This is a genomic window from Ectothiorhodospira sp. PHS-1, from assembly GCF_000225005.1.
Taxonomy (GTDB): Bacteria; Pseudomonadota; Gammaproteobacteria; order Ectothiorhodospirales; family Ectothiorhodospiraceae; genus Ectothiorhodospira.
Genome location: NZ_AGBG01000018.1, coordinates 19,236 through 42,076, shown reverse-complemented (window position 1 = coordinate 42,076; position 22,841 = coordinate 19,236). Strand labels below are relative to the sequence as shown.

Sequence of the window (22,841 nt, the reverse complement as noted above, 5' to 3'; positions counted from 1 at the left end):
TCAGCCCCCTCCCCCGGCCAGGGTTCGGGCCAGCAACGACAAGGCCGGGCTACCGGCAAACCCCAGGCCGATGGTCAGCAGGGCCAGGGCCAGGGGCACCCATTCCATCACCGCGGGCAAGGGACGCCCCCGATCCGCGGGGCCCGGCTCAAAGGCCGGCCCCAGCAGACGGAACACATAGGCGCCGGCCAGAAGCCCGCCACCCAGCACCACCAGGGCCCAGATCCACAGCCCGGCCTCCAGGGCGGTCTGCACCAGCAGCCATTTGGCGATGAAACCCCCGGTGAAGGGCAAACCCACCAGACCGGCACCAGCAATCCCCAGGGCAAAACTGGTCTTGAGCCGCCCCCGCATCACCGCCCCCAACTCCGCCAGCCGGTCGTGACCCGCCGCCCGCTGCAGGGTGCCGGCGGCCAGGAACACGGCGGCCTTGGCCACCCCGTGGGCAACCGCGAAAAAGACCACCGCCTTCCAGCCCTCCGGATGCGCCCGGAGAAACGGAAACAGCAGGAACAGATAGCCCACCTGGGCCACGGTGGAATAGGCCACCACCTGCTTGAGCCGAGGGGCCCGCAACGCCATGAGGCCGCCCCAGAGCACCGCCCCGGCGGCCAGCGCCCCCATCAGCACATCCAGCCCCGACAGAGGCAATGCCGGGAAGACCGTCAGCCAAAGCCGCAGGATGAGATAGAAGGACACCTTGACCACCAGAGCCGAAAGCGCCGCGCTGACCGGCGCCGGGGCACTGCCATGGGCGGGGGGCAACCAGACATGCAGCGGGAACAGGGCGGACTTGGCCAGCAACCCCACGGTCATCAGCACCGCCGCCAGCATGGGGGCCGACGACAGTACCACTTGGGCACCCAACCCCTGCAGATCCAGCGTGCCATAAGCCCCGTAGAGCAGGGCCACCCCCATCAGGTAGGCCATGGATCCGAGCAGGCTCACCAGCAGGTAGCGCATGGCCGCCACCAGGGGGGCGGCACCGCCGGCCAGGGCCACCAGGGCCACCGACGCCAGCACCACCAGTTCCAGGGTGACATAGAGATTGAACACATCCCCGGACAGATACAGGGCATTCATGGCCGCCCACAGCCACAGCCAGAGGACCCAGAACCAGCGGCCCCGGTCTGTTCCGCCCAGGTAGCCCAGGGCATACAGACTGATGGCCAGCCCCACCCCGGCGGTCATCAGCACCATCAGGCTGGCCAGGCCGTCCACCACCAGGGTGATACCCAGGGGCGGCGCCCAGCCCCCCAGATCCAGGATCACGGGACCCTGGGCATGCACCTGCAGGGCCAGCAGCAGGGCCATGACCGGGGTGAGCAGCGCCGTCAGCAGCCCCCACCATCGGACCGCGGCAGGCCACAGTCCCGCCAGCAAGGCACCCGCCAGAGGCAGGATCACCAGCCAGGGAGCCAGGAGCACGTCTGCCATGGCAGCGGCCGGCGGCATGTCAGTCCTCCGGCCCGGACCGGGGCAATCGCGCCAGGCCGGTGGCCGCCTTCACCCTGAGCATCAGCACCAGCGCCACGGCCGTGGCGCTGAGTGCCACCACGATGCCGGTAATGACCAGGGCATGAGGCACCGGATCCACTCCGCCATCACCGCCGGCGGCCACTCCCAGCAGGACCATGAATATCCCGGAACCCATGATGTTGATGGCGAGGATCTTCAGCAGCAGATGACGACGCGCCACCAGGGCATGCAGTCCCATCACGAACAGCAGGGTGCCACACGCGAGGTAGATCTGAAGACTGACGGGCTCAGTGGCCATGGCGCCCTCCCAGGAACAGCAGCACCAGGGTCAGGGCGATGGAGAGGGCGGCGACCAGTTCGATACCCAGGATCAACGGGTAGGCCCAGGCGGGGGGATACCCCATGAAGCCGTGACCAGCCAGCAGACCCGCGGTGCCCACCGCCAGGAAAACACAGACCCCAAGGGCCAGACCCAGGTGCTGCAGCGGCGCGGGCAGCATGGGCAGCTCGCGGGGACGCGACAACATCAACATGACGCCGGCGGCCCCCAGCACGGCCCCGCCCTGGAAGGCGCCGCCGCTGTCGCTGCTGCCTACCCAGACCAGATAGCCCCCGGTAACCACCGCCACCGGGATCAGATGACGCAGGGTGCCGTGCAGCACCGGCCCCTGCACCGGTCGGGCCGGAATCGGATCACGACGCCCCAGGGACCAGACCGCCAGCACGGCCAGCAACAGCACCGCCAGTTCCAGGAAGGTGTCGTAGGCGCGAAAATTGAGCAGCACCGCCGTGACCGGATGATCCACACCGGCCCGGTCCATGGCGCCGGCCACCGGTTCGACCAGCCCGGGCTGTGGCGGTAGATCCAGCACGGCAACAAGGAGCAGCCCAGCCAGAGTCAGGCTCATCAAGGGCATCAGGGCCGGTGCGGAGCGATGCCGGATCATCGCTTTTTTCCTCCCCCGAAGGCCCGGGTTTCCAGACGCCGCAACCGTCCCAGGGCCACCAGCAGCAGGGCACCGGTGACGCCGGCACCGATGGCGGCCTCCGCGAGGGCCACGTCGGGGGCAGACAGACGCACCCAGGCCAGGGACAGCAGCAAACCGAAGGCAATGAACAGGACCACGGACCGGAATAGATCCCCGCCCGCCAGCAGACGCCAGGCAACCCACAGCAGGGTGAGGACCAGCAGGGCATCAAAACCGATCAAAAACCAGGTGGTGATCTCTTCAGGCATCGCGTGGCCGCATGAACGAACAGGGAAGTCAGAGCCGATGGGATTCCCGCCGGCGGGCCCGCTGGGCCACCAGATGGCACCCGGCCGCGCCGGCCGCCAGCACCAGGCCCCAGATCAGGATCAGCTTGAACACTTGGGGCAGGCTGCCGACTTGCAGGGCCACCCCCGCGACCACCAGCCCCAGCCCCAGATTGTCGGCCTTGGTCAGGGCATGGAGCCGGGTATAGACGTCCGGGAACCGCAGCATGCCGATGCTGCCGGCGGCAAAGAACACAAGCCCCATCAGCACCAATCCCATGCTGACGGCATCCATGACCTGACCCATCATGCCTGATCTCCCCCCTGCCGTGGCAAACCCCGCTGTCTGACGAAGGCCACCGTGGCCACCGCCGCCAGCAGGGCGAAGACCAGGGCCACGTCCACCAGGGTCGGCTGTTCCATGGCCAGGGAGAGCAGCAGCAGGATGGCCACCCCGGCGGTGCCGAAGAGCTGGGCCGCCAGCATCCGGTCTCCCGGCGTGGGGCCGGACAGTACCCGCACCATGCCCACGGCAGCGGTGAAAAGCAGGAACAGGGCGCAGAAAAGCCAGAACACGGTCATGTCACGAAGCCTCCAGCCGCAGACCAAAGAGCGCCGCCACCCGATCTTCCAGCCGGGACAGGGAAGCATGCAGCGGCATCCCCACATCCAGCACATGGAGCTGAAGGCGGCGTCGATGCAGTCCCACGCTCAGGGTGCCCGGAAGCAGGCCGATCACGTTCATGAAGAAGGTCAGTGCCGGCCCCCGCGGCAACCGGACCGGGTAATCGATGAATCCGGGAGCCAGAGGCATCCGTGGCGACAGGGCCCGACGGGAGACATCCAGGCCGCCGACGAAGGACTGCCAGAGGAAGAAGCCCATGAACACCATCAGACCCCGCAAGGATAGCCGGTAGCGCCGCCCCGGCGGCAGGACAAAGACCGAGGCGGCAGCCAGCAGGGCCACCGGGATACCGATGGCCCAGGCACCGGGCGCGCCGCCGGTCAGGATCCACCACAGGACCAGAGCTGCCGACAGGGTGACCAGGAAACGGCGCGGAGGAGAGGGAGCCAGGCGGCGATATCGATCCGACATGGAAAGAAGTGTAGCCGATGCAGTCATTCACCCTGGACGGCTACTTCTGCCGCCACTGTCCCCGCTCATCCTGGTACCAATATCCCCGTGGGGCCTCCTGCACCCAGACCCGAGCGAAGGTGGCGCGGATGTCCGACTCCCACTCGGGACGGTCATTGGCCCTGGCGATCTCCCGGTACAGGGCGTTGCGGTCGGCATTTTCTTCCGTCACCAGGCGCTGTACCGCGGCCCGGTCCCGCAGGGGTACGGCATTGAGGTCGCGAATGGTCACCAGCCCGTCCCGGGTGAAGCCGATGGCCCCGGAGGCAAAGTGAGGCTGCAGTGACGGCGTGCGCGAGCGCATGGAGGCCCGCAGACCGTCGATGGTGGCGGTACGAATGTTGATGTTGGCCTGCTGGGCCTGGGCCGGCGGGATGACCGTGTCCAGGATCAGCGCCAGCACACGCCGGGAGGTGCCGTCCAGAAGGGCGTCCGGAGCGGTTGGCGCGGCTTCCGGGGACTCATCGGCGGGCCGCACGGTCTCGCCCAGCACGTCCCGCACGATGGTGCGGGCGGCATCCTCGGCGGCGGCGGCGGGGAAATAGATGTTGATGGTGACGCAGGCGGTCAGGAGCAGCACGGCGCCGAACCAGGCCAGGTGTCGGGGTAATGCGATGAAGTGGCGTGTCATGGCGATGGATCCTTGAGTTTATTGACATCTGCAAACGGCAGACGGTTCGACGTCCAATCTAACCCGAAAAAACATCAAAACCCTACAGGGGCAGGCTGAAAAAGGCCGACAAACTGGCTCCGATCCGTCCGAACTGATACCTTTAATCATTTCCCTGCCCCCGCCAAGATCATGACATCCGATACCCGCAACATCCTGGTCACCAGCGCCCTGCCCTACGCCAACGGCCCCATCCACCTGGGTCATCTGGTGGAATACATCCAGACCGACATCTGGGTGCGTTTCCAGAAGATGCGCGGCCACCAGTGCATCTATGTCTGCGCCGACGACGCCCACGGCACCCCCATCATGCTCAAGGCGCAAAGCGAAGGCATCACCCCGGAGGTCCTGATCGAGCGCATCGGCCGGGAACACCGGGAGGACTTTGCCGGCTTCCTGGTGGATTTCGACCACTACCACAGCACCCATTCGGAAGAAAACCGCCATTTTGCCGAACTGATCTACACCCGGCTGCGGGATGCCGGACATGTCGCCCGGCGCACCATCCGCCAGGCCTACGACCCGGAAGCGAAGATGTTCCTGCCGGATCGCTTCATCAAGGGGGAATGCCCCCGCTGCGGCGCGGCGGACCAGTACGGAGACTCCTGCGAGGCCTGCGGCGCCACCTACGCCCCCACGGACCTGAAAAACCCGGTCTCCGCCATCTCCGGCGCCACGCCGGTGGAAAAGGAGTCCGAGCACTACTTCTTCAAACTGGGCGACTTCCACGCCATGCTGCGGGAATGGACCGGCTCCGGCAGCCTGCAGGGGGAGATCCGCAACAAGCTGCGGGAATGGTTCGAGGCGGGCCTGAACGACTGGGACATCTCCCGGGACGCCCCCTACTGGGGCTTCGAGATCCCGGATGCACCGGGCAAGTACTTCTACGTCTGGCTGGACGCCCCCATCGGCTACATGGCCAGCTTCAAGCACTACTGCGAGCAGCAGGGCCTGGACTTCGATGCCTGGTGGCGCGCCGACAGCACGGCGGAGCTACATCACTTCATCGGCAAGGACATCGCCTACTTCCATACCCTGTTCTGGCCCGCCATGCTCAGCGGCGCGGGCTTTCGTACCCCCACGGCGGTGCACTGCCATGGTTTTCTCACCGTCAACGGCCAGAAGATGTCCAAGTCCCGGGGCACCTTCATCAAGGCCCGCACCTATCTGGACCACCTGCAGCCGGAATACCTGCGCTACTACTTCGCGGCCAAGCTCGGCCCCGGCGTGGATGACATCGACCTGTCCCTGGACGATTTCATCGCTCGGGTGAACAGTGATCTGGTGGGCAAGGCGGTGAATATCGCCTCCCGCTGCGCCGGATTCATCCACAAGGGCTTTGCCGGCCGCCTGGCCGACAGCCTGCCGGACCCGGATCTGTATGACCGTTACGTGCGGGCCGGCGAGGAAATCGCCGGACACTATGAACGGCGGGAATTCGGTCAGGCCATGCGGGAGATCATGGCCCTGGCGGACTTGGCCAACCAGTATGTGGACGAACAAAAACCCTGGGTGCTGGCCAAGCAGGAAGACGGTCAGGCCCATGTCCAGGCCGTCTGCACCCAGGGCATCAACCTGTTCCGGGCCATTCTCACCTATCTGCGACCGGTGCTGCCGTCCATGGCGGAGAAAGCGGAAGGGTTTCTGGGCATTCCCGCCCTCACCTGGGAAGCGGTGCAACAGCCCCTGGTGGGAACCCGCATCAACGCCTACGAACCCCTGATGACCCGGGTGGACCCGCAGGCGGTGCAGACCCTGCTGGAGGCCTCGAAGGAAAGTCTGGCACCCACGCCGACCCAGCCCCAGGGGTCGCTGGCCCGGGACCCGATCCGGGAAGAGATCACCTATGACGACTTTGCCAAGGTGGATCTGCGCATCGCCCGCATCAGCCGGGCCGAGCATGTGGAAGGCGCCGACAAGCTGCTGCGCCTGACCCTGGACCTGGGCGGCGAGACCCGACAGGTCTTCGCCGGCATCAAGTCGGCCTATGATCCGGCCGACCTGGAAGGACGCCTGACGGTGATGGTGGCCAACCTGGCACCGCGCAAGATGAAGTTCGGCCTGTCCGAAGGCATGGTGCTGGCCGCCGGTCCCGGCGGCAAGGATCTGTTCATCCTGTCACCGGATACCGGCGCCCAGCCGGGCATGCGGGTGAAATAGGCCGCCCGTCAGCCGGCGGCGACGGGAATCGGATGACTGAACCCGGGGTTGTGGGGCTGCCGACTCGGCAGGCCCCCGGCTCCGGCGGTCTGGTGTACCCGACTCAACTCATCTTCCAGGTGACGCAGTTCCCGCTCCAGCGCCACCATGCGGCGTCTGAGCACGACTTCCCGGTGATGGGCCTGGGCAGGGGTGTGGATGCTGGACTGGGCCATGACGGGTCCTCCTCATTTGATTGAAATCAAATCTAGCAACCCCCGAAGCCGGGTTGAAAGAATATAAATTTGTGTTGTAATCACCCAATAGAATTAGCAACACAGCCCCGGGTCCCCATGAAGCTCCAGCAGTTGCGTTATCTGAAGGCCATCGTCGAGAACAACCTCAATGTGACGGAGGCCGCCGAGCGCCTGTTCACTTCCCAGCCTGGGGTGAGCAAGCAGGTGAAACTGCTGGAAGAGGAACTGGGGCTGGAGATCTTCCATCGCAGCGGCAAGAATTTCAGTCACGTCACCCCCGCCGGTCGCCAGATCCTGGCCCGGGCCGAAAACATCCTCAGTGAAGTGCAGAACATCCATGCCCTGGCGGAAGACTTCAGGGACGAGGAGCGGGGCACCCTGCGCATCGCCACCACCCATACTCAGGCCCGCTACTTCCTGCCGCCCCTGATCACCCAGTTCCGGCGCCGCTACCCCCGGGTGCACCTGCTCATCCACCAGGGCACCCCGGTACAGATCTCCCAGATGGCCGCCTCCGGCGAAGTGGACTTTGCCATTGCCACCGAAGCCATCGCCCTGAACCGGGAACTGCTCATGATCCCCGCCTATCGCTGGCACCATTGCGTGGTGGTCGACAAGGGGCACCCGCTCACCGGGGTCAAGTCCCTGGCCCTGGAAGACGTGGCCGGCTACCCCATCGTCACCTACGTGCACGGCTTTTCCGGTCGGGGCCGTCTGGAACAGGACTTTGCCAATGCCGGGCTTGCGCCGGAGATCGTGCTCAGCGCGGCGGACTCGGACGTCATCAAGACTTACGTCAGACTGGGACTGGGGATCGGCATCATTGCCCACATGGCCTATGAGCCCGGCCAGGATACGGATCTGGCCTACCTGGATGCCAAGTCACTGTTCAGGGAAAATGTTACCCGGGTCGGGTTCCGCAAGGGCGTCTACCTGCGCCGCTTCATGTGCCACTTCATGGATCTGCTCGCCCCCCACGCGGGAGAGGAAAGGGTCCAGGAAGCCCTGAATGCCCGGACCCAGGAGAGCGTGGACCGGATCTTCGAGGGCATTGACCTGCCCGAGCATTGAATTCACCAGCAAACCTCTTGATCGTTTCCCAAGGGAGTGGATACATAACGCAAGATTATATATGTATACTTGGCCCGATACAGACAACGCTCCCTTTCGGAGCCGATTGATCCGGGGCCATTCGCCCTTGATCACAGGATATTCTCGACATGAAACTCCAGCAACTTCGCTATCTGCAGGCCATTGCTCGCTACAATCTGAACATCTCCGAAGCTGCGGATCGCCTGGCCACCTCGCAGCCGGGCATCAGCAAGCAGATCCGCCTGCTGGAGGAAGAACTGGGTGTCCCCCTGTTCCAGCGCAACGGCAAGCATCTGTCCGGCATGACCGCCGTGGGTCGCCGGGTGCTGGAATACAGTGAAGTCATCCTCAGGGAAGTGGAAAACATCCGCGCGGCGGCGGAAGAGGCCCGGGATGAACAAGCCGGGGATCTGCGCATTGCCACCACCCATGCCCAGGCCCGCTACATCCTGCCCCCCATCGTGGACGCCTTCCGCCATCGTTTCCCCCGGGTCAGGGTACAGATCCACCAGGGCACGCCGCGGCAGATTGCCGACATGCTCTCCCATGACGAGGTGGACTTCATCGTCGCCACCGAGCCCATGCTGGCCTCCGGCCAGGTGATCGTGCTGCCTGCCTACCGCTGGTCTCACTGCGTGGTGGTTCCCAAGGGGCATGAGCTGGCCGGTGCCGGCGCCATCCCCCTGGAACGGCTGGCGGACTACCCCATCGTCACCTATCTGGACGGCTTCAGCGGCCGCACCAAGCTGGACGCGGATTTCCGCCGCGCCGGACTCACCCCGGACGTGGTACTGACGGCGGCGGACGCGGATGTCATCAAGACCTACGTACGCCACGGCATGGGCGTGGGCATCATCGCCCGCATTGCCCTGGAAAAGGGCCATGACGACGACCTGGTGGCACTGGACACGGAACCCGGACTGTCGGAGAACATCACCCGCATCGGCTTTCGCCGGGGCGCCTGGCTGCGCGGCTACATGTATGATTTCATCACCCTGCTCGCCCCGCATCTCACCCATGAGCACGTGGCGCAGGCGGCCCAGAACCCGGACCCGGAAAACCTGGAAGCCCTGTGCCGCAACATGGAGGTCCCGGAGGGCATTTCGCACTGTGCCTGAACGAAGGGACCGGCAGGATGGACGCGGCCGCATGGGTCGCGTACATTAACCCGCTGTTTTCCCTTTGATCAGGCAGGTATGGAAGAGACACACGAGCACCTGGGGGCACGTGCCGCCCAACTCATCTCGGCAGGAAGCTTCTTCTATCACCGGGGCTGGATGCCGGCCACCGCCGGCGGTCTGTCGGCGCGCCTGGACGATCACCGCATGGTGATCACGGAATCCGGTCGCAACAAGGGCGAACTCGGACACGACGGCCTGATGATGGTGGACCTGGACGGCAACGTCCTGTCCCCCGGCAAGCAGCCCTCCGCGGAGACCTTCCTGCACATCATCCTCTATCGCCGTTCCCCGCGGATCGGTGCCGTGATGCATACCCATTCCGTCAGCGCCACCGTGCTGTCCCGCATCGTGGAGGGCGCCGAACTGACCCTCACCGACTGCGAAGTCCTCCGTACCCTGCCGGGCATCGCCTGCCGGGACGCCTCGATCACCCTGCCCATCTTCGGCAATGATCAGGACATCCCCCAACTGGCGGCGCAGGTGGATGATCACATGAACCGTCACCCGGACACCCCCGGCTACCTCATCGAGGGCCATGGATTCTATACCTGGGGGCGGGATGCGGCCGAGGCCCGGCATCATGTGGAAGCCTTCGAATTCCTCTTTGACTGTGAACTGCAACTGCGCAGACTCAAGCCATGATGACACCCATCCAGACCCGGAACCCACGGCCATGATCAGGGCCATCATCACTGATATCGAAGGCACCCTGTCCGGGGTGTCCTTCACCCGGGAAGTGCTGCTCCCCCATGCGGTCAAGCACCTGCCCGAGTTCGTCCGCACCCACCGGACGGTACCGGAGGTGAAGCGCCTGCTGGCCGACATCCGGGCCTATGCCGGTGGCTCCCTGGATGACGAGGCCCTGATGCAACGCATGGTGGCCTGGATGTCGGCGGATCAGAAGATCACGCCCCTCAAGGCCCTGCAGGGCCTGATCTGGGAAGAAGGCTACCGCCGGGGGGATTTCAAGGGACATATCTATCCGGACGCCGTGGCCTGCCTGCGGGCCTGGCATGACCGTGGAATCACCCTGCATGTCTTTTCGTCGGGCTCCGTACGCGCCCAGGAAGACTTCCTGGCCCACAGCGAGGCGGGCGACCTGCGCCCCCTGTTCAGCGGCAACTTCGACACCCGCATCGGCGGCAAGACCCATATTGCCGCCTACAAGCTCATCACCGAGCGCATCGGGTGCGCCCCGGGCGAGGCCCTGTTCCTCTGCGACGACACGCGGGAACTGGATGCCGCGGCGGCGGCCGGCCTGCGGACCACCCTGGTACAGCGACAGGGCGCGGCCGCCGCCGACAGCTCTCATCCGGTGGTGACGGATTTTCACCAGATCCGGCTGGAGCCCTGATTCCATGCGATTTCCCCATGACCCGCCCGGTTGCAGGCAGCGCGCCCGGTAGCGGATACTCAATCCTCAGAGCGGGAGACCCATGTCCGAGTACCTACTGATCCTGGTCAGCACTGTCCTGGTCAACAATTTCGTCCTGGTGAAGTTCCTGGGCCTGTGCCCGTTCATGGGGGTTTCCAAGAAAGTGGAAACGGCCATCGGCATGAGCCTGGCCACCACCTTCGTGTTGACCCTGTCCTCGGTCTGCAGTTATCTGGTCAACGAGTATCTGCTCGCGCCCTTCGGTCTGGAATACCTGCGCACCATTGCCTTCATCCTGGTGATCGCCGCCGTGGTGCAGTTCACCGAGATGGTGGTACACAAGACCAGCCCGCTGCTTTATAACGTACTGGGGATCTTTCTGCCCCTGATCACCACCAACTGTGCAGTGCTGGGGGTCGCCCTGCTCAACGTGCAGGAAAGCCATGGATTCCTGGAGTCGGTGATGTACGGCCTGGGCGCCGCCGCCGGCTTCTCCCTGGTCATGATCCTGTTTGCCGCCATGCGCGAGCGGGTTGCCGCCGCGGATGTGCCGGTACCGTTCCGCGGCAGTGCCATCGCCCTGGTCACCGCGGGTCTCATGTCACTGGCATTCATGGGTTTTCTGGGGCTGGCCCCCTGACCCGGATGCCGCCATCGACGAGCCAGGAGTCGTAATCGCCCATGCTTGCCGCCGTCCTAGTCATCAGTTCGCTGTCCGCCCTGTTCGGCATGATCCTTGGCTATTCCGCCATCCGCTTTCGCGTGGAAAGCGATCCGGTGGTGGAGAAGATCGACAACATGCTGCCCCAGACCCAATGCGGGCAATGCGGCTTTGCCGGCTGCCGTCCCTATGCCGCCGCCATCGCCGAGGGCAAGGCGGACATCAATCTCTGCCCTCCAGGGGGGACCGGCCTGCTCATGGCCCTGGCCGATATGCTCGGGCGCGACGCCAAGCCCATCGAGGGCAAGGTCAAGGAAAAGGCTCTGGCCCGTATCGACGAAAACAGCTGCATCGGCTGCACCCTGTGCGTGCAGGCCTGCCCGGTGGACGCCATCGTCGGCGCCGCCAAGCAACTGCATGCCGTCATCGAGACCCAGTGCACCGGCTGCGAGCTGTGTCTGATGCCCTGCCCGGTGGACTGCATCCGCATGGTGCCCATTGCCCAGGACCTGAACACCTGGAAATGGCCCTTCCCCATGGACACCGCCGCCGATCGCCTCTGCCTGGTGGATCTGGCCCGACCGGCATCCGCGGGCTCCGGCGCCTGAGGCGCAAAAGCCCCCGCTGACCACGACAACCCATGACCGCAAGTTCCCACACACTCTGGCGATTCCATGGCGGCGTCAAGCTGCCTGACCACAAGGCGGAAAGCACCACCGAGCCGGTGGCTGCCGCGCCCCTGCCGCAGCGGCTGATCCTGCCGCTGCGGCAGCACATCGGCGAGGCCGCCGTGCCGGTGGTCAAGCGCGGCGAGCACGTCAAGAAGGGACAGCTCATCGCCCGCTCGGATACCTATGTGGGTGCCCACCTGCACGCCCCCACCTCAGGTCGCATCGCCCTCATCGGCGATCAGCCGGTGCCCCACCCTTCCGGCCTGTCCGCCCCCTGCATCGTCATCGAGGCCGACGGCGAGGATGACTGGGGCGATAGCCGGATGCCGCCCATCGAGGACTATCGCAACATCGATCCGGTCAAGCTGCGCAACCGGGTGCGCGATGCCGGCATCGTGGGCCTGGGGGGGGCTGCCTTCCCTTCGGCGGTGAAGCTCAACCCCCGCCCCCACCAAAAGATCGACACCCTGGTGATCAACGGCGCCGAGTGCGAACCCTACATCACCTGCGACGACATGCTCATGCGCACCCAGGCGGAGACGGTGATCGCCGGCATGCATCTGGTGCGCCGCGCCCTGAAACCCGAGCGATGCCTGATCGGCATCGAGGACAACAAACCCGAGGCCATCCGCGCCATGACCGAGGCCCTGGGCGGCGAGGAACGGGACAACATCCGCATCGTCCCCATTCCCAGCATCTATCCCACCGGCGGCGAACGCCAGCTCGTGCGCGTACTCACCGGCCGCGAAGTCCCCAGCGAGGGGCTACCCGCCGACGTCGGCGTGGTCTGCCACAACGTGGGCACCCTGGCCGCCATCTACCGGGCGGTGGTCCTGGGGGAACCCCTGATTTCCCGCCTGGTGACGGTCACCGGCAGCGGGGTCCACCGCCCCCGCAACCTCCAGGTCTACCTGGGCACCCCGGTGGCGGACCTGATCGCCCTGGCCGGGGGCTACACCGACGACGTGGAGCGACTGATCATGGGCGGCCCCATGATGGGTTTTGCCCTGGCCAGCGACGCGGTACCCATCATCAAGGGCGGCAATTGCATCATCGCCGCCCGCGCCGCCGACGTGGAGCGCCCCGGTCCGGTGATGCCCTGCATCCGCTGTGGAGAATGCGTCAAGGCCTGCCCCGCCGGCCTGCTGCCCCAGCAACTGTATTGGTTCAGCCGTGCCCGTGACTTCGACAAGGCCCAGGAATACAGCCTGTTCGATTGCATCGAATGCGGCTGCTGCGCCCACGTCTGTCCCAGCAATATTCCGCTGGTGCAGTATTACCGCTTTGCCAAGAACGAGATCTGGTCCCAGGAACGGGAGCGCCGCCAGGCCGAGGCCGCCAAACAGCGCCACGAACTGCGCCGGGAACGCCTGGAGCGGGAAGAACGGGAAAAGGCCGAGCGCATGAAGCGCAAGCAGGCCGCCGCCCAGCAGACGGCCCCCACCGCCGACGGGGGGGAAGATCCCAAGCAGGCGGTGATCCGTGCCGCCCTGGCGCGGGCTCAGGCCCGCAAGGCCGAACAGGCCGCCCAGGACACCACCGCCGCCGCGCCGGCCTCCGAAAACGACAACGAAAACCGCTGATGCGCTTCAAGACCTTCAGTTCGCCGCACATGGCGCCCGCCCGCAGTGTCAACCGGGTCATGGGACAGGTACTGCTGGCCCTCATCCCCGGCACCGCGGCCATGACCTGGTATTTCGGCTGGGGGGTGCTGATCAATGTCTCCCTGGCCGTCACCGTGGCCCTGGCCTGCGAGGCCCTGATGCTGCTGGTGCGTGGTCGCACCCTGACGCCCCACATCACCGACCTGAGCGCGGTGCTGGCCGGCTGGCTGTTCGCCCTGGCCGTGCCGCCGCTGACACCCTGGTGGGTCACCCTGGTGGGGGTCGGGTTTGCCATGGTGGTGGCCAAACATCTCTACGGCGGCCTGGGCTACAACCCCTTCAATCCGGCCATGGTGGGCTATGTGGTGGTGCTCATCTCCTTTCCGCGGGAAATGACCCTGTGGCTGAGTCCTTCCGTCATCGCCGAACTGAACCTGAGCCTGCCCCAGACCTTTGCCGCCATCTTCGCCGGCACGCTCCCGGACGGGCTGACCTGGGACATGATCACCGCCGCCACGCCGCTGGACCGGATCCAGACCGGGGTGGGACTGGCACACCCCATCAGCGAGATCCAGAACTCCCCCTTCTTCGGCTATCTGGGAGGCGTCGGCTGGGAGTGGATCGGCCTGTGGTTCCTGGTGGGGGGGCTATGGCTGCTCAAGCGCGGCGTGATCGGCTGGCAGATCCCGGTGGCCATGCTGGGCACCCTCACCTTGCTCTCCGGCCTGTTCTGGCTCATCAATCCGGAGACCTACGCCTCCCCCCTGTTCCACGTCTTCAGCGGTGCCGCCATTCTCGGCGCCTTTTTCATCGCCACCGACCCGGTTTCCGCCAGCACCACGCCCCGGGGACGCCTGATCTTCGGTGCCGGCGTGGGGGCGCTGGTATTCGTCATCCGTACCTGGGGGGGGTATGCGGAAGGGGTGGCCTTCGCGGTCCTGCTCATGAACATGATGGTCCCGCTGATCGACCATTACACCCAGCCCCGGGTCTTCGGCAAGACCACGGCCGGCAAGGAGGGCTAGGACGTGCTGCGGGAAATCTATCTCTCCACGGCCCTGCTGGCCGCCTTCGGACTGGTGGGGGCCGGACTGGTGGCCCTGGTCCACATGGGCACGGCGGAGCGCATCGAAGCCAACCGGGAGGCGGCCACCCTGGCCCGCCTGCATGAAATCCTGCCCGACGGTGAATACGACAACGACATCATCAACGACACCACCGTGCTCGGTCATGCCCTGCTCGGCGGCGGCCATCATCTGGTCTACCGGGCGCGCCTGGGAGACGAGCCGGTGGCCGCGGTGTTCACCGTGATTGCCCGCGGCGGCTATTCCGGTGACATCCACCTGCTGGTGGGCGTGCGCGCGGACGGCCGCGTGGCCGGCGTGCGGGTGGTCAGCCACCGGGAGACGCCGGGGCTGGGCGACGACATCGAGGCCGGCCGCTCCGACTGGATCCTGGGCTTTGACGACCTGGCACTGGGCAATCCGCCGGTGGAACGCTGGGCGGTGCAACGGGATGGCGGCATCTTCGACCAGTTCACCGGGGCCACCATCACTCCTCGGGCGGTGGTGCGCGCGGTACGCGACACCCTGATCTACTTCGACACCCATCGGGAACAGGTATTCGAGCCGATGCTCGTCGATGACACGGATGAAGAGGCGCACACTGATGAATGACACCCCCTACGGCAAGATCGTCGCCGACGGCCTCTGGTACAACAACGCCGCTCTGGTGCAGCTGCTGGGCCTGTGCCCCCTGCTGGCCATCTCCGGCACGGTGGTCAATGCCCTCGGGCTGGGCCTGGCCACCACCCTGACCCTGATCGCCTCCAACGTCAGCGTCTCCTTCATCCGCAACTGGGTGCGGCCGGAAATCCGCATCCCCATCTACGTGCTCATCATCGCCTCGGTGGTCACCGCCATCGAACTGGCCATGAATGCCTACTTCCATGAACTCTACCTGGTGCTGGGAATCTTCATTCCGCTGATCGTGACCAACTGCGCCATCATCGGCCGGGCCGAGGCCTTTGCCTCCAAGCACACCATCCCCAAGGCCTTCGTCGACGGGCTGATCATGGGTATCGGCTTCACCCTGGTGCTGGTGGCCCTGGGGGGCATGCGCGAAGCCATCGGCCAGGGCACCCTGTTCGACCAGGCCCACCTCATGTTCGGCGAGGCGGCCCGGGGACTCACGGTGACCCTGATCGAGGATTACCGGGGCTTTCTGCTGGCCATCCTGCCGCCGGGGGCCTTCATCGGCCTGGGCCTTTTGCTGGCCGTGAAGAACCTGGTGGATGACCGACTGGAGAAGCGGGCCGTCCGTCGCGCCGAGGCTCTCGGGGAGGCCCGGGCCTGAGGCGGACGGCTGAACGATGAACAACGACAAGCGTCGGGAGATCTTCACCCGCTGGCGGGCGGCCAATCCCCACCCCACCACGGAACTGAACTACCGCACACCCTTTGAACTGCTGATCGCCGTGATCCTCTCGGCCCAGGCCACCGACAAGGGGGTCAACAAGGCCACGGCCCTGCTGTTTCCCGTGGCCAACACCCCCCAGGCCATCCTCGACCTGGGGCTGGAAGGCCTCAAGAGCCATATCCGCACCATCGGCCTTTACAACAGCAAGGCGGAAAACATCATCAGGACCTGCCGGATCCTGGTGGAACAGTGGCAGGGAGAAGTACCCCGTGAGCGGGCCGCCCTGGAGGCCCTGCCCGGGGTCGGGCGCAAGACCGCCAACGTGGTGCTGAACACCGCCTTCGGCGAGCCTACCATCGCCGTCGACACCCATATCTTCCGTGTGGCCAACCGGACCGGCATCGCGCCGGGCAAGACGCCGCTGGCAGTGGAAAAACGTCTGCTCAAGGTGGTGCCCGCGGCGTTCAAACGAGACGCCCATCACTGGCTGATTCTGCACGGACGGTATACTTGTACCGCGCGTTCCCCCAAGTGCGGACGGTGCCTTATCGCCGACCTGTGTGACTTCAAGGACAAGACGTCCGCTGCCGCCAGCCGTTGATGGACCGAAGGTTCAAGCGCCAGGATCGGCGGATCAACCGACCATGGTCAGTGTGCCTCCGCTGTGACATGCTGATCCCAGCAGCCGAGACACGAGGCACGCAAACAGGATGTGCGGCAAAGGACACCCCGGTCGGTCAGCCTGTCAGAGGGAGTCCTCCCGATGACCGAGCAGGCCAGTCATGCAGAAAAGACCCGCTATCTCTACGAAGGACTACCCGCCACCGTGGTGGTGTCCATCGGCGCGGCCGCCATCCTTGCCCTCATTCATCTGCCTGTGCTGCCGGCCCCCGTATTGCTGGGCTGGTTCGGTCTCATCCTCCTGGTCACCCTGCTCAGGGGTGGCCTGTGGCTCGCTTATCGCCGCAGCGACACCCCCGAGCACCCCGTCTGGCTCAGGCGCTTCAGGGCCGCCACGCTGACCGCGGGCATCAGCTGGGGCATCGGCTGCACCCTGCTGGCCCAGTCCGGTGACCTGAGTTTCCAGGCCTTCCTGGCCTTTGCCATTGCCGGCATCACCGCCGGAGCCATGATCGCCCTGGCCACCGACCGGCTGTCCACCCTGTTCCTGGCCGGCCCCATGCTCGCTTCCCTGGCCATTGCCCTGCTGATGCAGGATGAAGCCCTCTCCGTGATGGCCGGGCTGATCGTCTGCCTGTTCCTGCTGTTCGTTTTCATCAGCGCCACCCGGATTCAGGACAGTTTCAATGAAAACATCCGCCTGCGCATTCAGGCCGAGGCCCAACAGGCCACCATCCTGGACAATGAACTGCGCTGGCGTTTTGCTCTGGAGGGCAGCAATCAGGGACTGTGGGACTGGGACATCCCCAGCGGCAAGACCTATTACTCCCCCCGCTGGGCAATGATGCTGGGGCATGACCCCGAGGAAATCACACCGTCGTTTGATGCCTGGACGGAGCGTCTGCATCCCGATGACCGGGATTGGGCGCTGCAATACCTCCAGCAACATCTGGACGGTCTCACGCCCACCTACGAGTCGGAATACCGCCTGCGTTGCAAGGACGGCAGTTATCTCTGGATCGTGGACCAGGGTCAGGTGATCAGTCGAGATTCACGGAACAGGCCCACGCGAATGATCGGCGTCCACCAGAACATTCATCGTCGCAAGGAGGCGGAAGCGGCCCTGGCGGAAAGCAATCGCTATAACCGTGCCCTGCTCGAAGCCATGCCGGACCTGATGTTCCGCTTGAGCAGTGACGGGCATTTCATAGACTGGCACACCGGCCAGAAACATCTCCTGTACCGGGATCCCGGCGACTTCCTGCACAGGAAACTCGCCGATGTACTGCCTCTTGAGATCGCCGTGCGGGTACGGGAATCCATTCGTCGGGTCCTGGCCGAGAACCGTCTGCAATTCGTGGAATACGCGCTGGACGTGTCCGGCGATCGGCGCACCTTCGAGGCCCGACTGGTGAAGCTCAATGACCGGGAGGTCATGGCGGTGATCCGGGATGTGACAGAGCAGAAACAGGCCAGTGAGCGCATCGCGCAGATGGCATTCTACGATACCCTGACCCAGCTCCCCAATCGCCGCATGCTGCTGGACCGACTCGAAAAGGCTCTGGTCTCCAGCAAACGCAGCGGCCAGCACGGTGCCCTGCTGTTCCTGGATCTGGACCGTTTCAAGGCCCTGAACGACACCTACGGGCACGTCACGGGAGATCTGCTGCTGCAACAGGTGGGTGAACGCCTGAGAGGATGCGTCAGGGAGGCTGACACGGTCGCCCGGCTGGGAGGCGATGAGTTCGTGGTGATGGTGGAAAATCTGGGACCGGCGGCAGAAGAAGCCCTGGGACTGGCCAGGGACATCAGCGACAAGATCTCCACGGCCATGAGCAGACCCTACGTCCTCAACGCCCTGGAACACGTGGTCACGCCCAGCATCGGCATCAGCCTCTTCAATGGCGATGCGGGTGGTACCGATGAAGTCCTGCACCAGGCCGACATGGCCATGTACGAGAGCAAGCGCCAGGGACGCAACGGCATGAGTGTCTTCGAGCCCACCATGCAGTCATCCCTCAAATCCCGTTCCGTCATGGCTCATGAACTGCACCAGGCCATGAGCCACCGACATCTGACCCTGCATTACCAGCCGCAATACGATCTTGCCGGGCGCGTTCTGGCCGCGGAAGCCCTGCTGCGCTGGCAGCACCCCCGACAAGGCCTCATTCGCGCGGCCCGGATGATTCCAGTGGCGGAAGAATCGGGCCTGATACTGTCCATCGGTCAGTGGGTCATGGAACAGGGCTTCAGGGATCTGCAACGCTGGTCCGAGCATCGTGAGTGGTCCAATGTGGTGCTGGCCATCAATCTCAGTCCCAGACAGTTCCGACAGCCCGGACTGGAAACGGAAATCATGAGGCTGTTGGATGAAACCGGCGCAGACCCCCGACACATCCGGCTTGAAATCAATGAAGACTGCCTGGATGGAAACATGGGAGAAGCCATTGCCCGGATGCAGCGGCTCAGGGTGCGCGGTCTACGCTTTTCACTGGATGATTTCGGGATCGGGACACTGTCTTTCGGTGACCTGCGCCGACTCCCCCTGGATCAGCTCAAGATCCATGAAAGCTTCCTGCACCGGGCACTGGATCACGAGGATGATGCCTCCCTGATGCGGGCGGCCCTGCTCCTGGGGGAAGGGCTGGGCCTGGAGGTGCTGGCCGAAGGCGTGGAAACTCCGGCACAGAAGGCCTTTCTCGAGCAGATGGGATACCGCGCCTTCCAGGGCTATCTATTTGCACAGCCCATGAACTGGGGAGAACTGATGGGCCTGCCGACAGCCGATTCATCATGACCGCCTGGCGGCGTCATACTGAAGCTCCATCAACAGTCGGTTCAGGGAACGGTCCACGCTGGGGCTGAGTTCCAGAAACAGTACGCCCAGCCTGAGCACTGACCTGCCGTCCACCGGCTTGATGCTGCGCACCTCGACGCGAAGGTCCGACCATTGCTGGCCACCGATGTGCAATTGACTGATCAGCAGGGCATCACCCACCCGGGGACAGTCGTCCTCCGTCAATTCGCACTCCAGACACATGCCCTGAATGGAAAGATCCGAAAGACGACTCTCATGGATTTCAGGCTCGCGGGTTTCCGTGGGTGCCTCATCGACGGACAGATGCTGTCCATGCCGCTCGCGCATCCACCGGACGCAACTCTCCATACTGCGAGGAACCTGCACCCTGAAGGCATTGCGACGCTGCTGATAATCCAGTTCCTCGGGCCACCGGCAGACCAGCACCTCGTCCCCACCGAAGCGATCAAGGCGCACGAGACGGGTGTCAAAACGCACCGGCACCCCCTGCAGGGCACCTCTCACCGTCAGACGCACGCCCTCCTCAAGCCCCTTCACCAGAGTTTCGTCATTGGGAATGTCGAACAGCAATTCATCTTCGTCAAGATCGGACTCGATGATCTGAGTCAGACCCTGCTGCCTGCGCTCCGGCGCGTGCATCATGAGCAGGGAACGGCTCTGCTTCAGCGCATTGAAAATACTGTTCTGGCGCTTTCGGTTGCGGATGATCGTCGAGGCGTTCTGAGTCATCTGACGGGCATGGTTCGGTTGAAGTGGCTCAGGGGCCGAAGCGCCGGGATACGGTGGGCAACTGAAACAATCTTCACCCAGGAGATCCCTACATCCTGAATGATTCGACCGGCCGAGATTCTACAGTATTTTCCCGCGGGCGACATTGAAGCCACCGGTCCCCGCCAACAGGGACGTGTCATCGTGTTATGATCATCCGACCATGGAGTCTGCTTCCCGACATACCTCCAGCCACCTGAAATGGACTTGATTCAGGTCCCGGCTACCCAGAGCCCGCGAGATCACCCGAGTCATCTCCACGTCCATGAGCCAGCCCCCCCCAGTCTCCGGCCGACAAGCCATCCACCGAACACATCCCGGCAACCCTCCACGCACCCGCCGCCCAGCACTTTGAGCAGATGGTGGAGCAGGCTTCCGACGCCATCCTGCTACTGAACGCTCAGGGTGTGATTCAATACGCCAACCAGGCGGCGGCCCACCTGTTCGGTTGCACCGTCGAGCACCTGCACGGAGAAGTCTTCGGCTTCGTGGTGACCGCCGGCGAACCCACCGAGATCGAGATCGCCCATGCCACCCGGGGCATGCTGTCCGCCGATCTGCGGGCCGTTCCCATGCGCATGGAAGGCTGGGAAGTCTCCGTGGTCTATCTGCGGGACGTCACGGAACGCAAGGAAAGGCTCCTGGATCAGTTGCGTCTTCAGGAAGCCATCAAGGGCGGGCGCATCGGCCTGTTTGACTGGGACCTACAGACCGGCGAGGTGTACTACTCACCGGAATGGAAGACGCAACTGGGCTATACCCAGGAAGAGATCGGCAGCGACTACACCACTTGGCTGGCGCTGCTGCATCCCGATGACCGGGAAGCCACGGAAAGGCAGGTGGCCGAGTACCTGAAATGCGCCGATGGACGACGCTATGTCATGGAGTTTCGCATGCGCCACAGGGATGGTTCCTACCGCTGGATACTGGCCCAGGGCTCGCTGATCCATGGACCGGACGGTCGACCGTCACACATGGTGGGCTCACACCTGGACATCACCGAACGGCGCCGCACCGAGGGGCATCTGCAACGTCTGGCCTTTGCCGTGGATCAGAGTCCGAGCATCGTCGTCATCACCGACCCGGACGGCGCCATACAGTACGTCAACCGGCGTTTCTGCGAGGTCACGGGTTTCGCCCCGGAGGAAATGCTGGGCGTCAACGCCCGCGCCCTGGCCCAGACGCCCATTGAGGAAGTGATCCACCAGAATCTCGTGTTCACCCTGCGACAAGGACATACCTGGGAAGGTGAATTCCGCAACCGCAAGAAATCGGGGGAAACCTACTGGGAACAGGCCCGCATCTACCCGGTGCGCGAAGAGGACGGCACCATCGTCCAGTACATCAAGCTCGCGGAAGACATCACCGACCGCAAGCAGCTCACGGATCGACTGGACTTCCTGGCCTTCCATGACACGCTCACCGGGCTGCCCAACCGAAGTCTCATGATGGATCGCCTGGGCCAGGCCCTGGTTCAGGCCCGCCGGGACAAAACCCTGCTCGCCGTCGCCTTCCTGGACCTGGACGATTTCAAGACCGTCAACGACTCCCTCGGCCACGGACAGGGAGACCAGTTACTGCGCATGGTGGCCGAGCGTCTGAAGGGGCTGCTGCGCGAAGGCGATACGGTGGCGCGCTTTGGCGGCGACGAATTCATCCTGATGCTGACCCAACTCCATGCCCCCCGGGATGTGATACCCGTGGTGGAAAAGCTGCAGATGGCCTTTACCCAGCCCATTACGCTGGGTCAAACCCCTCTGGTCACCGGCTTCAGCATCGGCCTGGCCATCTACCCCACCGACAGCCATCGTGCCGAAGACCTGATCCGACACGCGGATATCGCCCTGTCGCGGGCCAAGGCACAGGGACCGCGCAGCTACCACTTCTATACCCGCGATCTGGACGACCAGCTCCATGAGCGCATGCAACTGGAGCAGGCCATGCGATGCGGCCTGGAACAGGGGCAATTCCTGCTTCACTATCAACCCTGCATGGACATGCGGAACAACCGCATGCTCAGCATGGAAGCCCTGATCCGCTGGCAACATCCGGACTGGGGCATGGTGATGCCCGGAAGATTCATTCCCCTGGCGGAAGAAACCGGACTGATCATCGAGCTGGGGTCGGAAGTCCTCAGACTGGCCTGCCTGCAGCTCAAAGCCTGGCAGTCCAGTGGCCGTCCCCTGTTGCCCCTGGCCGTCAACCTGTCTCCCCGGGAGTTCCATCAGTCGGATCTGCTGGAACGGATCATGGGGATCATGGAGGAGTACGAGGTGGACACCCGGCTGATCGAGTTCGAGATCACCGAAAGCGCCGCCATGAGTTCGGTGGAACAGACCATCGACACCCTGTCCCAGTTGACCCGCATGGGCTTTCGCATCTCCATCGACGACTTCGGCACCGCCTATTCCTCCCTGAACTATCTCAAGCGCCTGCCGGTACAGAGCCTCAAGATCGATCAGTCCTTCGTCAGGGATCTGGCAGATGATCCCGCCGCCCATCCGCAAGATGCCGCCATCATCCGGGCCATCATCGGCCTGGCCGGAAACCTGGGTCTGGAGGTCATTGCCGAGGGGGTGGAGACCAGCGCCCAGCGGGAGTTCCTGCTGAAACACGGCTGCCGGGTGGGGCAGGGCTACCTGTTCAGCCGCCCGGTGGCGGCGGCCGATATCGAAACCCGGTTTGCCGCCTGAGACC

General features: G+C 64.6%; 22 protein-coding genes and 1 pseudogene. 14 read left to right on the top strand and 9 right to left on the bottom strand.

Annotated features, from left to right (window positions below):
* The 7 genes and pseudogenes from ECTPHS_RS08930 to ECTPHS_RS08895 form a co-directional block, all read right to left on the bottom strand.
* Positions 1–1,455 carry a complex I subunit 5 family protein gene (locus ECTPHS_RS08930; RefSeq protein WP_008932409.1) on the bottom strand — a complete coding sequence of 485 codons (1,455 nt, stop codon included), beginning with the start codon at positions 1,453–1,455 and terminating at the stop codon, positions 1–3.
* A gap of 1 nt (position 1,456) precedes the next feature.
* Positions 1,457–1,777: a Na+/H+ antiporter subunit C gene (locus tag ECTPHS_RS08925; RefSeq protein WP_008932408.1), complete on the bottom strand. Its 321-nt coding sequence runs from the start codon at positions 1,775–1,777 to the stop codon at positions 1,457–1,459.
* Positions 1,767–2,716: pseudogene (locus tag ECTPHS_RS08920) on the bottom strand (hydrogenase subunit MbhD domain-containing protein). The gene ECTPHS_RS08925 and the pseudogene ECTPHS_RS08920 overlap by 11 nt, the downstream one beginning before the upstream one ends.
* A 28-nt stretch (positions 2,717–2,744) precedes the next feature.
* Positions 2,745–3,044 carry a monovalent cation/H(+) antiporter subunit G gene (locus ECTPHS_RS08910; protein WP_008932405.1) on the bottom strand — a complete coding sequence of 100 codons (300 nt, stop codon included), beginning with the start codon at positions 3,042–3,044 and terminating at the stop codon, positions 2,745–2,747.
* Positions 3,041–3,316, bottom strand: coding sequence for a monovalent cation/H+ antiporter complex subunit F (locus tag ECTPHS_RS08905; protein WP_008932404.1), 276 nt, complete (start codon positions 3,314–3,316; stop codon positions 3,041–3,043). The genes ECTPHS_RS08910 and ECTPHS_RS08905 overlap by 4 nt, the downstream gene beginning before the upstream one ends.
* 1 nt (position 3,317) lies before the next feature.
* Complete coding sequence (locus tag ECTPHS_RS08900; RefSeq protein WP_008932403.1) at positions 3,318–3,830, bottom strand: Na+/H+ antiporter subunit E; 513 nt, start codon at positions 3,828–3,830, stop codon at positions 3,318–3,320.
* A 40-nt stretch (positions 3,831–3,870) separates the two neighbouring features.
* Positions 3,871–4,500, bottom strand: coding sequence for a YdbL family protein (locus tag ECTPHS_RS08895; protein WP_008932402.1), 630 nt, complete (start codon positions 4,498–4,500; stop codon positions 3,871–3,873).
* A gap of 171 nt (positions 4,501–4,671) precedes the next feature.
* On the opposite strand from ECTPHS_RS08895, the gene metG reads away from it, so the two are divergent.
* A complete protein-coding gene (metG, locus tag ECTPHS_RS08890) occupies positions 4,672–6,699 on the top strand; it encodes a methionine--tRNA ligase (RefSeq protein WP_008932401.1) in 2,028 nt (675 codons plus the stop codon).
* Between the two features lie 8 nt (positions 6,700–6,707).
* Here the strand turns inward: metG and ECTPHS_RS08885 are convergent, their stop codons facing one another.
* A complete protein-coding gene (locus tag ECTPHS_RS08885) occupies positions 6,708–6,914 on the bottom strand; it encodes a hypothetical protein (protein WP_008932400.1) in 207 nt (68 codons plus the stop codon).
* A 117-nt stretch (positions 6,915–7,031) separates the two neighbouring features.
* On the opposite strand from ECTPHS_RS08885, the gene cysB reads away from it, so the two are divergent.
* From cysB to ECTPHS_RS14010, 12 genes are all read left to right on the top strand, one after another.
* Positions 7,032–8,006, top strand: a complete 975-nt coding sequence (gene cysB, locus ECTPHS_RS08880) for an HTH-type transcriptional regulator CysB (RefSeq protein ID WP_008932399.1) — start codon at positions 7,032–7,034, stop codon at positions 8,004–8,006.
* Between the two features lie 149 nt (positions 8,007–8,155).
* Positions 8,156–9,145, top strand: coding sequence for a LysR substrate-binding domain-containing protein (locus tag ECTPHS_RS08875; RefSeq protein ID WP_008932398.1), 990 nt, complete (start codon positions 8,156–8,158; stop codon positions 9,143–9,145).
* Between the two features lie 78 nt (positions 9,146–9,223).
* Entirely contained in the window at positions 9,224–9,850 is a 627-nt protein-coding gene (locus tag ECTPHS_RS08870; protein WP_008932397.1) for a methylthioribulose 1-phosphate dehydratase, read from the top strand.
* Positions 9,851–9,881: 31 nt separating this feature from the next.
* A complete protein-coding gene (mtnC, locus tag ECTPHS_RS08865) occupies positions 9,882–10,562 on the top strand; it encodes an acireductone synthase (RefSeq protein WP_008932396.1) in 681 nt (226 codons plus the stop codon).
* 82 nt (positions 10,563–10,644) lie between these two features.
* Positions 10,645–11,223, top strand: a complete 579-nt coding sequence (gene rsxA, locus ECTPHS_RS08860) for an electron transport complex subunit RsxA (protein ID WP_008932395.1) — start codon at positions 10,645–10,647, stop codon at positions 11,221–11,223.
* 41 nt (positions 11,224–11,264) lie between these two features.
* Complete coding sequence (rsxB, locus tag ECTPHS_RS08855) at positions 11,265–11,852, top strand: electron transport complex subunit RsxB (RefSeq protein ID WP_008932394.1); 588 nt, start codon at positions 11,265–11,267, stop codon at positions 11,850–11,852.
* A 32-nt stretch (positions 11,853–11,884) separates the two neighbouring features.
* Positions 11,885–13,498, top strand: a complete 1,614-nt coding sequence (rsxC, locus tag ECTPHS_RS08850) for an electron transport complex subunit RsxC (RefSeq protein ID WP_008932393.1) — start codon at positions 11,885–11,887, stop codon at positions 13,496–13,498.
* Positions 13,498–14,544 carry an electron transport complex subunit RsxD gene (gene rsxD, locus ECTPHS_RS08845; protein ID WP_008932392.1) on the top strand — a complete coding sequence of 349 codons (1,047 nt, stop codon included), beginning with the start codon at positions 13,498–13,500 and terminating at the stop codon, positions 14,542–14,544. The genes rsxC and rsxD overlap by 1 nt, the downstream gene beginning before the upstream one ends.
* Before the next feature lie 3 nt (positions 14,545–14,547).
* Positions 14,548–15,195, top strand: a complete 648-nt coding sequence (gene rsxG, locus ECTPHS_RS08840) for an electron transport complex subunit RsxG (RefSeq protein WP_008932391.1) — start codon at positions 14,548–14,550, stop codon at positions 15,193–15,195.
* A complete protein-coding gene (locus tag ECTPHS_RS08835; protein WP_008932390.1) occupies positions 15,188–15,874 on the top strand; it encodes an electron transport complex subunit E in 687 nt (228 codons plus the stop codon). Before rsxG ends, ECTPHS_RS08835 begins: the two co-directional genes overlap by 8 nt.
* 16 nt (positions 15,875–15,890) lie before the next feature.
* Positions 15,891–16,538: an endonuclease III gene (gene nth / locus ECTPHS_RS08830; RefSeq protein WP_008932389.1), complete on the top strand. Its 648-nt coding sequence runs from the start codon at positions 15,891–15,893 to the stop codon at positions 16,536–16,538.
* Positions 16,539–16,700: 162 nt separating this feature from the next.
* Positions 16,701–19,355 carry an EAL domain-containing protein gene (locus ECTPHS_RS14010; RefSeq protein ID WP_008932388.1) on the top strand — a complete coding sequence of 885 codons (2,655 nt, stop codon included), beginning with the start codon at positions 16,701–16,703 and terminating at the stop codon, positions 19,353–19,355.
* On the opposite strand, the gene ECTPHS_RS08820 is transcribed toward ECTPHS_RS14010, so the two are convergent.
* Positions 19,350–20,105: a flagellar brake protein gene (locus ECTPHS_RS08820; RefSeq protein WP_008932387.1), complete on the bottom strand. Its 756-nt coding sequence runs from the start codon at positions 20,103–20,105 to the stop codon at positions 19,350–19,352. The genes ECTPHS_RS14010 and ECTPHS_RS08820 overlap by 6 nt on opposite strands.
* A gap of 353 nt (positions 20,106–20,458) precedes the next feature.
* Between ECTPHS_RS08820 and ECTPHS_RS08815 the strand changes: the two genes are divergently transcribed.
* Positions 20,459–22,837 carry a GGDEF and EAL domain-containing protein gene (locus ECTPHS_RS08815; protein ID WP_256364685.1) on the top strand — a complete coding sequence of 793 codons (2,379 nt, stop codon included), beginning with the start codon at positions 20,459–20,461 and terminating at the stop codon, positions 22,835–22,837.
* Positions 22,838–22,841: the final 4 nt, after the last annotated feature.